The organism is Streptomyces sp. NPDC031064 (assembly GCF_055570965.1).
This window is the reverse complement of record NZ_JBVIGF010000012.1, coordinates 118,452-130,795: the sequence shown is the minus strand read 5'-3', so window position 1 is coordinate 130,795 and position 12,344 is coordinate 118,452. Positions and strand designations below refer to the sequence as shown.

Genomic DNA, 12,344 nt, shown 5'->3' with positions numbered 1-12,344 from the left:
CGCGGTTGCGGCGGCGCGGGCGAGGCGGCCCGGGCGGCGGTCGCCGGGCGGGTGGGCGCCGGGCGGGCAGCGGCCGGGCGCGTGGGCGCCGGGCGGGTGGGCGCGTGGGCGCCGGGCAGTAGCGCGGGGGCCGTCCCAGGGGCGACCATGGCGGTACGGCCGCCATGAGGAGGACGCGCATGTCCGGTTCCACGAAGACGATGGGTGGGCTCACCATCGGGGCGCTGGTGGTGACGACGGCGTACACGGTGGCGCTCGGCAGCAACGGCTGGCTCTGGTTCGGCTGGGTGGTGCTCGGGCTGGTGACGATCGGCATGGCCGCCACGCGCGACACATGAGCCGCGCCCCGACCCGCTGATTTCACCGGCCGCGACGACGCGGCCACGCACTGTCGCAGCGGCGGAAAACTGTGGCCGGTCCGCCCTCGGTGGTGGCAGGGTCGCCGGTCATGAACGAGCACGGAGTCCTCGCCCTGTCGCCCCAGCGGACCACGACCGGGGAGCTGCTGTCGGCCGCCGCGCGGCGGCGCGGCATGCGGATCGAGGTGCTCCCGGCCGCCGGCGTCGCGGGCACCGGGGAGCCGTGGCGCTCGGGCGGCGTGCACTACTACGGCGGGCCGCTGTTCGCCGACCGGGTCGTGGAGGACCTCGCGGTCGCGCTGCTGGAACCGGCCGACGGCTGGTTGGCGGCGCTGCCGTACGCGTACACCCTCCGCGACGTCACCGAGGCCACGCTGGGTGAGGCCCGCCGACTGACGCGGCCCGCGTTCGTGAAGCCGCCCAGCGACAAGAGCTTCCCCGCGGCGGTCCATGCCGACGGCGGCCGACTGCCCGGCGGCGGCTCGGGGCTGCCGGCGGACACTCCGGTGCTGATCAGCGACGTGGTGACCTGGGCGGTGGAGTTCCGGCTGTTCGTCCTGGACGGGGAGGTGCGCACCGGCTCGCAGTACGCCACCTTCGGCCGGCTCGACCCGGCGCCGCTGGACGGCCACCGGCACCGCGGGGCCGTCCTGGACTTCGCGGCGGGGCTCCTCGGCTCGTTCGGGGACACGCTGCCCGGCGCGGTGGTCGTGGACGTCGGGCTGGTGACGGCCACCGAGCCGGGAGGCGCGGAGGGCTGGGCGGTGGTGGAGGCGAACATGGCGTGGTTCAGCAACTGCTACGCCGCCGATCCCGGCCGGGCGCTGGACGTCGTCCTGCGTTCGGCGGGCCCGCGGGACCGGCTGGCCGAGCGGGACCGGCCCTTCTGCCGCGCGTACCGTCCCGTACCGCGACCAGGCCGTTGAAGACGCCGACGTAGGCCGTGCCGTCCGGTCCCAGGGTGATGGGCGCCCAGTTGTTGTCGTAGAGCGCGCCCGTGCCGGTGAGCCGCCGCCAGCGTTCTTCGCCCGTGTGGAAGTCGAGGGCCGTCAGGTACCAGGCGTCGATGCCGAGTGGGTGCGGGTCCTTGCCGTAGAGGTACAGCAGGCCGTTGGCGGTGGAGAGTTTCGGGACCGTCGAGGGTGAGCGGACCGGGCTCTGCCAGACGGTGTCGCAGCCGCTGCCGTCGGCGCGTACGTCCACCCGGGTCACGCCGCCGGTCACACTGCGCCCGAAGAGGAGCGACGTGACGTTCTCGTAGCCGTAGTTGTTCTCGACGACCAGGCTGTTTCCCCAGGAGACCAGGGAGTTGTCGGTGGTGGACCGGCCGTGGGTGAACACCGGCACCTCGCAGACCAGCCGGCGGTCGTCCGGTACGGCGGCGTCGCGCCGGTAGACGAGGACGTTCATCCGGTCGTCCGCGTTGTCGGTGATCGCCACGTACCGCCGTCCGTCCGCGCCGAACAGGTCGGGCGTGGTGCCCGAACCCCGGTTGACCGAGCCCGGTTTGGCGCCGCTGCCGCGGTCGTATTCCTGGCGCCAGACCACCTCCGGGGTGCCGTCGGGCCGAGCCCGGAAGCGGTGGAGGGCGTGGTCGGAGACGATCCAGACGCCGTCCTCGGCGACGGAGAAGGAGTTCTGGATCTCCTCCCCGGCCAGCCGCGTCGACCGCACGGTCCCGTCGGCGGGGTCGAGGGTGCCCACCCGCCCCTGGCGGGTCACCCACCAGATGCGGCCGTCCCAGTCGGGCATCACCGACGTCACGGGGTCGCAGGCGCCGCTGGGGCGGAGGTCGGTCCATGTGACGCAGTCGTGCGGGACGTGCGCCGTCAGGTCCCAGTCCGCGTCGACGGTGAACCGCCACGACCCGTCCGGGCCCCGGGTGTGCGCCAGGCGCACGATGTGCTGCCGGGAGTCGGCGAGCACCAGCCGGTCCCGGTCGTCGAGGTACGCGTACGCACCGCCGGAGGTGTCCTTGAAGATCCGGGAGAGGTCCAGCCGGGTGATGGCCTCGACGGTGGACGGGCGCTGGGGCAGGGCGTACTCGGCGAGCGTGGCCAGCGAGGAGGGGTGCAGCAGTTTGACGACGAACCCGGAGAACGTGCCGCAGACGGTGACGATACGCCCGGCGCGGTCGAAGGTGACGGTGGCGCACTCTCCGCCGAGGGCGGCCATGGCCCGGCTGCGCACGACGGGCGACCGCCCCAGCGGGCCGCTCCAGGGGTACGTGCCGCTGCCCGCCGCGTCCGCGTGCATACCGCTGCGGCCGTTGGGCGCGAGGTACGGATGCTGCGGCGGGCCGTCGCCGGGGACCGGTCGGGGTGTGGCGGCGGCGCCCGTGTAGCCGGGCACGAGGCGGTGGCCGGGGGCGAGCGGGATGGCATCGGAGGGTGCGCCGGTCAGCGTGAGCACCGAGGCGAGGCAGGCCGCGGCGACGCAGGCCGCGGCGAGCGCGGTGGCCACGCGGCGCCGGATCGTGGTCGGCATGCGGTGACGCTAGGACGATGATGTTGACACGTCCATGCCCATGCCCATGCGGGAGCGGAGCGGGAGCGGTACTCGGCAGGGCACGCGGCAGCGCGCTCGGCCGCGCGCTCAGAAGCGGAAGACCGGGCCGGTCTCGGTGTCCAGGACGCACGCGTTCGGGTAGGTCCGGCGCCAGTCGATGCGGAGGCCGTGCCACTCCCCGACGGCCCGGGCGGTGACCGGGTCGAACCTCTTGGTGCAGGGGTGCTGGTCGCCGCGCAGCCGGTCGAGGTCGCCGCGCGCCGTTTCGAGGGCCACGCAGGCGCCCTCGGCGTGGGGGTGGGGGCCACGGGGCCGGGGCGAGCAGTGCAGCCGGACGCCACGGATCCAGCTCTCGCCGCCGCCCGAGACGGTGAGGAAGAGGCCCTTGCCGCGACCGGGCTCACGATCGCGGTCGGGGTCGCCGTCGTGGGTGTCCGCGTGGACGGGGACCGCCGCGGTGAGGGCGAGGAGGACGGCTGCGGCGGCGGTGGCGCGGAGGGACATCTCGTACTCCCGGGGCTCCTGGTGCGGGCACACGCACGCCCAGGGCACCTCCGCGCGGGCGCGCCTCCAAGCCGCCGCGCCGCATGGTCCCGCGCGGTACCGCGTACGGCCCACACAGCACCGCCGCCCACGGCCGGGTGGCGCGGGGCGGGCCGGGGGGGCGGGGCGGGGGCGGGGGCGCGGGGCGGGGGCGGGGGCGGGGCGGGAGCGCGGGGCGGGGGTCAGCGGCGCATGGGACCCCAGGGGCGGCGCTGGCGGGCCACCTCCGCCTCGGCCTCCTCGATGACCGCCAGGTCGATCCAGCTCACCGGCACGATGTCGGTCAGCAGCGGTTCGTTGTCCGGGCCCCGGCCGACCTCGCGGCCGTGCAGCGTCCAGGGGCGTACGTCGCCGTCCCGGTCGCGGCGCAGGTGGCAGTAGTCGTACAGCCGGCGGGCCACCCACAGGCGGAGGGGGCGGTCGCCCCACCAGGACTCGACCTGGAGCGGGTTGGCGGACAGGCCGGGCATCGGGATCCCGGTGAGTTCGTCGACGCTGCGGGTGGCGTCCAGGTCGCGGGCCGGTCCCCGGGACCACCGGACGTAGAGGGGTCCCCGGCGTTTCACCAGCTCGCCGAGGTCGTGGAGCGAACGCACGGTGGGCAGCGCGAGCTCGTCGTCCGGGGCCGCGCTGCGGCCGGCCGTGTGGGTCATGGGCTTCACCCTCCTCACCTACCCAGCCATTTTCCGTGGACGCGGGCCTTCCCACCACGCGACCGGTGCCCCAGGACGCGGGGGCGCACGCGTACGCGCACGGCGGCGCAAGGGGGGCGCTCGGAACGATGGGGCGCGCGCCCCCGAACGTACCGGGGCAATGTTCCTCCGCCGCCGCCCGGGGAAGCCGCATGGGTGACCATACGGAAGCCCGGCGTGAGCGCCTGGGCGGACGACAGGGAGGGGATGGGGCATGACCAGGGTGCTTGTCCTGCACAGCGCGGGTCTGCTGCGGTCGGCGCTGGTGGCGCTGTTGAAATCGGAGGGGGCGTTCGACGTGTTCTCGGCCGGCTGGCGTACCGCGAGCAGGCACGCCGAGTCGTTACGGCCGGACGTGTGCGTGGTGGACCTGGACTGTCCGGGGGCGGCGGCGCTGCTGGACGGCGGGGCGGAGGAGGACCGGGCGTCGCTGGGCGCGCGGGCGGCGCTGCTGGTGCTGGCGTCGGCGGGCCGGCCGGGGGCGCTGCGCCGGGCGTTCGAGGCGCGGGCGCTGGGTTTCGTGGACAAGCACGGTTCGCCACAGCGGCTGGTGCGGGCGATCCGGAAGGTCGCCGAGGGCGAGCGGTTCGTGGACGAGTCGCTCGCCTTCGGGTTTCTGGAGGCGTCCAGAATGCCGCTGACGGCACGCGAGCTGAGCGTGCTGGCCCGGGCGGCGGAGGGGGAGTCCATCGCGGAGATCGCGCGGGGCCTGCACCTGTCGAACGGGACGGTGCGCAACTACATGGCGTCGGCCACGCGGAAGGTCGGCGCACGCAACCGGATCGACGCGATCCGTATCTCGCAGGGCGCCGGGTGGGTGTAGGGAACGCGCGGTTCAGGCCGCGTCGGGGTGCCAGAGGCCGACGAGGTCCTGGTAGAGCCGCGACCTTGTGAGCAGTTCGTCGTGCGGGCCGCACTGGGCGCGCTCCCCGTCCAGCACCAGGACCCGGTCGGCCCGTACGGCGGACGAGATGCGGTGGGCGACGACGACGAGGGCGCCGGGCCGGGCGGCGAGGGCCCGCTCGGCGTGCTCCTCGGTGTCGGGGTCCAGGTGGCAGGTCGCCTCGTCGAGGAGGAGCAGCGGGGCGGGCGCCAGGTAGGTGCGGCCGAGCGCCAGCCTCTGCCGCTCGCCGTGCGACAGGTGGCCCGGGTCGATCACCGCGTCGGGGCCGCCGAGTCGCTGGACTAGCGGTGCGAGCCCGAGCGCGTCGACGGCCCGCCGGACCTGGGCGGGTGTGGCGTCGGGGCGGAGGTAGCGGAGGTTGTCCAGGACAGTGCCGGTGAAGACGTACGCCCGCTGGGGCAGGAGCGCGGGTACGCCGGTCACGGTGACCGTGCCGGCGGTCGGGGCCAGGAGCCCGGCGAGCAGCGCGGTCAGGGTGGACTTGCCGATGCCGCTCGGGCCCACGACGGCGAGGTGCTCCCCCGGTTCGACGACGAGATCGAGGCCGTCCAGCACCGGGCGCGCCCCGGGGCCGTAGGCGAAGGTGACGCCCCGCAGCTCGGCGGCGGGCGGGACGCGGCGGCGCGGGAGGGCGGGGGGCCGTTTCGCCGGTGGGTACGGCGACGGTGGCGGGGGCTGGGGCTCGGCCCGTTCGGCCCGTTCGGCCGGTGCCGCCGATGCCACCGGTGCCACCGGTGCGGCCGGTGCCGCCGATGCCACCGGTGCGGCCGGTGCCGCCGATGCCGCCGGTGTGGCCGGTGCCGCCGGTGCCGCCGATGCCGCCGGTGCGGCCGATGCCGTCGGCTCGGACGGCTCGGTCGGCCCGTCGATGAAGCGGTCCAGGACCACCAGCAGCCGCGTACCGGCCGTCCCGAAGGCGGTCATCAGCGCGTCGAGGGCCGGCAGCAGCGCCTGTACGAGGTAGGTGACCGCGCCGAGCAGGGCGCCTGCCGTCACCCCGCCGCGCAGCAGCCACGGGGTGGCCACCAGCAGCGCGACCACGGGCAGCCGGCCCGCCGCGCCCAGGGCGAGCGTGCGGACGGCGGCCCAGCGGGCCAGGCGGCGGGACAGTCGGGCCTCGGCGTCGACCAACTGCCGCACGTGCGCGGCGACGTGCCGCTCGCCGCCGCACGCCACCACGTCCCGCAGCCCGGCGCCGACCGCGCCCACCCGGTCCGACAGCGCCTCGTCGGTGTCGAGGAAGGCGCGTTGCACGGCGGCCATGGGGGCGAGGGTGGCGAGGAACAGGCCCAGTCCGAGCAGGAGCGGGGGCAGGACGACAAGGGTCAGCGCGGGTTCCAGGGCCGCCATGCCGAGGAGCGCGCCGAGGGCGGTGAAGACGAAGGAGCGGGCGGTCAGGACCAGTCCGGCGAAACTGTCGCGGGCGATCTCGGTCTGGTGGGTGAGCCGGGAGACCGCGGCGGCGCCGGCGGAACTCTCGGCGCGTGCCGGGTCGGCCACCGCCGTGGTGAGCGCCTGGGCCACCGCCCGGCGGACCAGCCCGTCGCGCAGCGGCTCGACCAGGCCCGCGAGCCCGGCGAACACCCCGCGTACGGCGAGCCCGCCCAGGAGGGTGCCGGCGGCGGCCACGGCCAGCCAGAGCAGGCCGACGTCCGTGCGGCCGGCGAGGAACCCGTCGTCGAGCGCGCGGGCCACCCCGTACCCGCCGAGGAACGTGTGCGCCGACTCCAGCAGCGACCAGGCGGCGAGCCGCAGCACGTCCCGCTTGCGCCGCAGCAGGAAGCGCCGCCCTTCGGACATGGCCTGACGAGCCGTCATGCGCCTTCCGTCCCCGTCTCCGTCCCCGACCCTGTCCCCGTGGCCGTGGCCGTCCCCGTGGCCGTGGCCGTGGCCGCGAATACGGCCCGGTACGCCGGGTCGCGCCACAGCGCGCGGTGCGGCCCGACGGCCCGTACCCGGCCGTCGTCCAGCCACACCACCAGGTCCGCCCGGGCGGCGGAGGAGAGCCGGTGGGCGACGACCAGCCGGGTGCCCGGCCGGATGTCGTGGGCCAGCGCCCGCTCGACCTGCCGCTGGGTGACCGTGTCCAGGCCCGACATCGCGTCGTCGAGGATCAGCAGCCGCCCCGCGTGGGCGAACGTCCGGGCGAGCCCGAGGCGTTGCAGCTCGCCACCGGAGAGCGGCGCGTCGGCGAGGGGCGTGTCGTAGCCGACCGGCAGCCGCTCGACGAACCCGTCGGCACCGGCCGCCCGCGCGGCGGCCCGCACCGCGCTCGTCGTGGCCGGGTCGGCGCCGAACGCGATGGCGTCGCCGACCGTGGTACCGAAGAGGGCGGGCCTGCTGAAGGCGTAGCCGACCTCCCTGCGCAGCTCCCCGGGCCCGACGCGGTCCAGGCGTACGCCGTCGATGAGGACGCACCCCTCGTCGGGGTCGGTGAGCCGGCCCGCGACGGCGGCGAGCAGCGACTTGCCCGCGCCCGACCGGCCCACCACGGCGACGGTGGCCCCGCCGGGTACGAGCAGGTCGACGCCGCGCAGCACGGCCGTCCCGTCCCGTACGACGGTGACGCCGCGCAGTTCGAGCGTGCCCGCGCCGCCGTCGGGCAGGGCGTCCCCGCCGTGCGGTACCGCCGGGAGCGCGAGGAGCTCGCCGGTGCGGCGGGCGGCGGCGCGGCCGCGCACCAGGGCGCCGAGGGCGGCGGCGACCGCGCCGACACCGGCGGCGAGCGCGGCGTACCGCGAGGCGGCCACCAGTTCGCCGACGCCCAGGGCGCCGGACGCGAGCCGGGCGCCGCCGACGGCGAGGACCACGCAGACCAGGAGGGGCATGAGCACGCCGCTGCGGGCGACGGCCCGCCCGTAGACGTGCCACATCGTCCGCCCCTGGGAGGCGAGTTCGGGCAGGGTGGCGAGGATGCGCCGCTGTTCGCGGGCGGCGGTCCCGGCGGCGGCGATCGTCCGGGCGCCGGCCAGTGCCTCGACGAGCCGGTCCGCCATGACGGACTGCGCGCGCTGGTAGCGCGAGACGGTGTCGGAGGAGCTGCGGGCGAAGGCCCTCAGCAGCAGGGCCAGCAGCGGGACGCCGGCCAGGAAGGCGGCCGCCGTCCACGCGTCGATGACCAGCAGCGCGACGAGCGCCCCGAGGGGCGGGAGGACCGTGGCGAGCGCGCCCGCCGCGGTCGCCGGGACGGTGCCGGCCTCGGTGGCGTTGGCCGTGAGACGGGTGGCGAGGTCGCCGGGCGCGAAGCGGGCCGCCGCGTGGTGCGGGGAGGCGGCGAGCAGGCGGGTGAGGGCGCGGCGCCGGAGCCAGGCGGTGGACCGGGCGTTGGTGGTCCCGGTCAGCAGGGCGACCATCGCGTCGAGGGTCACCTCGGCCGCGATCAGCGCGGCGCACAGGGCGACCCAGCGCGGTGCGTCGGGTGACTCGGTGAGCAGCAGGTCCAGGCTCCGGCCGAGGACGGCCGGCTCGGCGAGAGCGGCCAGCGCGGCGCCCAGCGAACAGAACAGGATGCCCGCGGCACGGCCTCCGCTGTGCCGGGCGGCGCCCCACAGAATGCGGCCGGTACGGTGCCGATCGCCGTCGCCGTCGCCGGGTTCACCCGCGGCCCCGGTCCCTCCCGGCCCCCCGCCATCGGGTTCACCCGCGGCCCCGGCACCCCCGAGTTCGGGGTCCGCCGGGGCGGGACCGGGGCCGTGCGTGCCGCTCGCCTCCGCGGGACCGGTGCCGTGCGTGCCGCTCGCCTCCGCGGGACCGGTGCCGTGCGTGCCGCTCGCCTCCGCGGGACCGGGCGCCGGCGCCGGGTCGGCTTCCGGGGGCGGGGACGGGGAGGTCATGGGCCGCGTCCTCCTCGGGGCGGGAATGTGGACGGTCCCGGGCGGGGTGAGCCGCCCGGGACCGGGTGATCCGTGCGGCCGCGCGGCATTCGGCACCGCGCGACCGGGCGGGTCAGTTACAGGTGGTGACGCTCAGGCTGCTGTCGCCGCAGAGCAGCAGGCTCGCGCGGCTGCCGGTGGCGATGTCGCCCGTCGCCTCTTCCTTCGGGGTCTCCATCGACTGCAGGTCGAGAAGCGTCATGATCGGTTCCTTTCCTTCATGGGGACGGTGTGCTCTGTCTCGGCCCCTGGCTGGGGCCGGCTCGTGGGCCGCCGGAGCGGCGGGAGGAACGGCAGGTGCGCGCGGCCGTCGGACGCGGCGCTGCCGAGGGCGAGGAGACAGCCGGCGGTGCCCGTGGCGAGGTCCATGGACAGCCGCATCATCTGCTCGCCGGGGAAGGCCAGATGGCCCTGGTACGGCACGGCGTGCCGGGCGAGGGCGTCGATCTGGCGCCGTACGTCGGAGCGGGCGGTGCCGGGGCCGGGCGCGGTGGTGCGGCTGATGTACAGCACCATGCCGGCCGCGCCCCGGAACAGTCCGGGCTGGGCGTAGAACGTGGCCTGGGCGGCCCGCACGATCTCGCGCCGTGCCCGGTCGAAGTCCGCGTCGTCGCGGTGGGCGGCGTAGTCGTCGAGGACCATCCCGATGCCGACGCTCCCGGCGCCCAGGTACGGCATGGTCCGCCACCCCTCGTCAACCTGGAGCGTGCCGCCCGCGCTCGTGACGCAGCGGGCCAGGTCGCGCCGGAGGGCGTCGGCGGCCAGGTCGAGCAGCCCGGTGTCGCCGGTGCGTTCGTACAGGCGGAGGAAGAGCAGGGCGGGACCGGACGCGCCGTACAGCAGCCCGGCCCGGGAGACGCCGGGGAGGGCGGCCGCGACGAGGTCGGCGCAGCGGAGGGCGGCGTCCCGCATGCCGAGGGCGTCCAGGGCCAGGCCGAGGCCCGCGAGGCCGCTGTGCAGGTCGGGGGCGATGTTGTCCCAGGGGCGCTGGAGGGTGAGTTCGGCGAGTTCCAGGGCCCGTTCGGGGTGGCCGAGGCGGTCCAGGGTCCAGGCGACCCCGGCCAGGCCGTCGTAGAAGCCGAGGGGTGTGCCGGATTCGGGTTCCTTGGTGCGGCGCAGCAGCCACTCCTCGGCTTGCCCGCATGGCCCCGCGCCCGTCTCGGCGAGGGCGTACAGGACACCGGCCGTGCCGTAACCGAAGGTCAGCCCACCACCCGCGGAGGCGAACTGGGCGATGTCGCCGGGGAAGTACCGGTCCTCGCGTTCCGGTGTGGCGGAGGCGAGCACGGCGCTCACCATGGAGTCGCGGCTGCGGGGCCAGTCGCCGGGCTCCACGGGCAGGTAGGGCCCGCTCCCGGAGGGTCCGGCGATCTCCTCGACCGCCTCGTCGAGGAAGGCGCGCGGTACGGGGAAGTGCGCGGCCGCGATCTCGGCGAGGTGCCGGGCCTTGCCCGGGTCCAGCGGGAACAGGCTGGTCAGCGGGGTGAACAGGGCGATCCGCAGGCACGCGAGCGCGTACCGGTCGACGGCGAAGCCACGCCGGTCGGGCGGTGCGACGAACGCCGGGTTGGCGACGGTCTGGCGCCGTCCCTCGTCGATGTGGGCGGCGGCCTCGAAGTCCAGGAGCGCCACGGACGTCTCGTCCTCGGACACCATGATGTTGAACAGGTGCAGGTCGTTGAAGACCACTCCACGCGCGTGCACGGCGTCGACGGCCTCCTCCACCAGGCGGTGGATGCGCAGCGCCCAGTCGGTGTACTCGGCCAGGGACTCCGGCGTCGGGTCGGCCTCGATGAGCGGGTGGCGGCGGGCGAAGAAGGTGTTGAGGGGCTTGCCCTCCAGGAACTCCATCGCCAGGAAGTGGTGGTCGCCGAGGACGAACGTGCCGCGCACGTCGGGCGTGTACGGCAGCCCGGCGAGCCGTTCCAGCGCGTTCTGTTCGCGCCGCAGCCGGGTCACCGCGTCGGCGCCGTCGGCGGCGAGGCCGGCGTGCGGTCGGGCTTCCTTGAGGACGACCCTCTCGCCGGTGCGGCGGTCGTGGCCGACGTACACTCCCCCGCCGTTGGAGAAGTGCAGGGCGCTGTCGATGGTGTACGGGATGTCGGTGACCGTCACCGCGGCCCGGGCGTCGAGGTGGGGCTTGAGGAACGCGGGCGGCTCGACCCAGTCGGGCACCTGGAAGACGGGTCCTCGGAGGTCGGGGACGAGCCGCCCGTCGGGGTGCTCGACGGCCGGGCACAGTTCGCCGTTGTCGCCGTAGCAGTGCCGCTGGGTGAAGCTGCCGTAACGGACGTACACGGGGCCCTCTCCCCAGCGGAGGTCGCTGAGGATGTACGGGCCCGGCTCGCCGGCGAGCAGCGCCGCCAGGTCGTCGGCGATCCGGTGGCACTGCTCGTCGCCGGCCGGGTAGACGGTGATGAACTTGCCGCTGGCGGCGCGGTCGGCGTACTTGGCGTTGCGGGTGTGCAGCAGGTAGCGGCTCGGGACGAACTTGAAGGCGACGCCACGGGCGAGGCAGTAGTCCATGACCCGCGACAGAATCGTTTCGGCATTGTCCAGGCACGCCGATACGTGGATCTTCCACCCCTGCGCGGGCAGAGCGGCGTCGACGGGGCGCAGGGCCAGCCAGTCACCGCTGCGGTGCCGGCGCCACCCTTCGGGTACGGGCGCGAGCGCCGCCCCGTACAACGCGCCCCGGCGGTCGTTGCCCTCGGCGGACAGCCGGTACGGCGCGTCGTAGAAGTGGCGGTCCGCGTCGCAGAAGGCGGCGTAGCCCTTGATCACACCTGCTCCCTCGGTCGGCGACGCAGACGACGGTGCCACCTGGGAGCGGGCGGCGACAGTCACAACCGTCAGCAACCGACCGTGCGGAACGCACGAGTAACTCCCCGCCCGCGCGCCGCACTCAGCCCGCCGAGCGGCCTTCCCGGGCGACCAGGGTGAAGGAGTGGCCGGCCGGGTCCGCGTACGTCCGCACGTCCCGAGGACCGGAGTTGTCCTTGGTGTCCACCGGCCGGGCGCCCAGCCCGACCGCCTCGCGCTCGGCCTCGTCCATGTCGTCCTCGGCCACCAGGATGTGCAGGTGCGCCTGCTGGGAGTCGTCGGGGCGGGGCCAACTGGGCGGCGCGTAGCCGTGGTCGCGCCGTACGGCCACGCACACGCCGTCGTTGCCGACCACCTCGATGAAGTCCGGATCGGTTCCGCGTCGGGTCCGGGCGTCCAGCAGCCTGGCGTAGAACTCCGCCAGAGCCTCGGGTTCGCCGCTGTCCAGGACCAGGACACTGCTCTTGGGCACAGTCATGGATTCCGTGTGCCCCCGTCCCGGCGTGCCATCACCCGGAGGTCGCCCGGCGTGGTTCCGGGTGGCGACACGCGCACCTACACTGATCTCCCTCGAACTGGTTTCTGGCCTGGTAGAACGCACAGAGCCGAGCCGATCCGATCCGGCGCAGTAGGGAGCCAGCCA

General features: G+C 75.5%; 10 protein-coding genes and 1 pseudogene. 3 read left to right on the top strand and 8 right to left on the bottom strand.

Annotation, left to right across the window (positions count from 1 at the left end; genetic code table 11):
• The first annotated feature begins 179 nt into the window (after nucleotides 1-179).
• On the top strand, nucleotides 180-338 hold the full coding sequence (locus tag ACZ46W_RS33620; protein WP_179166440.1) for a hypothetical protein: 159 nt from the start codon (nucleotides 180-182) through the stop codon (nucleotides 336-338).
• Nucleotides 339-448: 110 nt separating this feature from the next.
• Nucleotides 449-1,255: pseudogene (locus tag ACZ46W_RS33615) on the top strand (ATP-grasp domain-containing protein); the annotation flags it as partial.
• Here ACZ46W_RS33615 and ACZ46W_RS33610 read toward each other — a convergent pair.
• The 3 genes from ACZ46W_RS33610 to ACZ46W_RS33600 form a co-directional block, all read right to left on the bottom strand.
• Nucleotides 1,149-2,846 carry a hypothetical protein gene (locus tag ACZ46W_RS33610; protein WP_468345847.1) on the bottom strand — a complete coding sequence of 566 codons (1,698 nt, stop codon included), beginning with the start codon at nucleotides 2,844-2,846 and terminating at the stop codon, nucleotides 1,149-1,151. The pseudogene ACZ46W_RS33615 and the gene ACZ46W_RS33610 overlap by 107 nt on opposite strands.
• A gap of 108 nt (nucleotides 2,847-2,954) precedes the next feature.
• Nucleotides 2,955-3,371, bottom strand: coding sequence for an SSI family serine proteinase inhibitor (locus ACZ46W_RS33605; protein WP_468345845.1), 417 nt, complete (start codon nucleotides 3,369-3,371; stop codon nucleotides 2,955-2,957).
• Nucleotides 3,372-3,592: 221 nt separating this feature from the next.
• Nucleotides 3,593-4,063, bottom strand: coding sequence for a DUF6098 family protein (locus ACZ46W_RS33600; protein ID WP_468345843.1), 471 nt, complete (start codon nucleotides 4,061-4,063; stop codon nucleotides 3,593-3,595).
• Between the two features lie 253 nt (nucleotides 4,064-4,316).
• Here ACZ46W_RS33600 and ACZ46W_RS33595 point away from each other — a divergent pair, with 253 nt between their 5' ends.
• Nucleotides 4,317-4,925, top strand: coding sequence for a response regulator transcription factor (locus ACZ46W_RS33595; RefSeq protein ID WP_468345841.1), 609 nt, complete (start codon nucleotides 4,317-4,319; stop codon nucleotides 4,923-4,925).
• Nucleotides 4,926-4,937: 12 nt separating this feature from the next.
• Here the strand turns inward: ACZ46W_RS33595 and ACZ46W_RS33590 are convergent, their stop codons facing one another.
• The 5 genes from ACZ46W_RS33590 to ACZ46W_RS33570 all read right to left on the bottom strand — a co-directional run bounded on the left by ACZ46W_RS33590 (nucleotide 4,938) and on the right by ACZ46W_RS33570 (nucleotide 12,179).
• The gene (locus ACZ46W_RS33590; RefSeq protein WP_468345839.1) at nucleotides 4,938-6,824 is read right to left on the bottom strand and encodes an ATP-binding cassette domain-containing protein; all 1,887 of its coding nucleotides are present in this window, start codon (nucleotides 6,822-6,824) and stop codon (nucleotides 4,938-4,940) included.
• Entirely contained in the window at nucleotides 6,821-8,839 is a 2,019-nt protein-coding gene (locus ACZ46W_RS33585) for an ATP-binding cassette domain-containing protein (protein WP_468345837.1), read from the bottom strand. Before ACZ46W_RS33585 ends, ACZ46W_RS33590 begins: the two co-directional genes overlap by 4 nt.
• A 112-nt stretch (nucleotides 8,840-8,951) precedes the next feature.
• On the bottom strand, nucleotides 8,952-9,080 hold the full coding sequence (locus tag ACZ46W_RS33580) for a SapB/AmfS family lanthipeptide (protein ID WP_073755677.1): 129 nt from the start codon (nucleotides 9,078-9,080) through the stop codon (nucleotides 8,952-8,954).
• Entirely contained in the window at nucleotides 9,077-11,662 is a 2,586-nt protein-coding gene (lanKC, locus tag ACZ46W_RS33575) for a class III lanthionine synthetase LanKC (protein WP_468345834.1), read from the bottom strand. Before lanKC ends, ACZ46W_RS33580 begins: the two co-directional genes overlap by 4 nt.
• A gap of 121 nt (nucleotides 11,663-11,783) precedes the next feature.
• Nucleotides 11,784-12,179, bottom strand: coding sequence for a VOC family protein (locus ACZ46W_RS33570; RefSeq protein WP_468345832.1), 396 nt, complete (start codon nucleotides 12,177-12,179; stop codon nucleotides 11,784-11,786).
• Nucleotides 12,180-12,344: the final 165 nt, after the last annotated feature.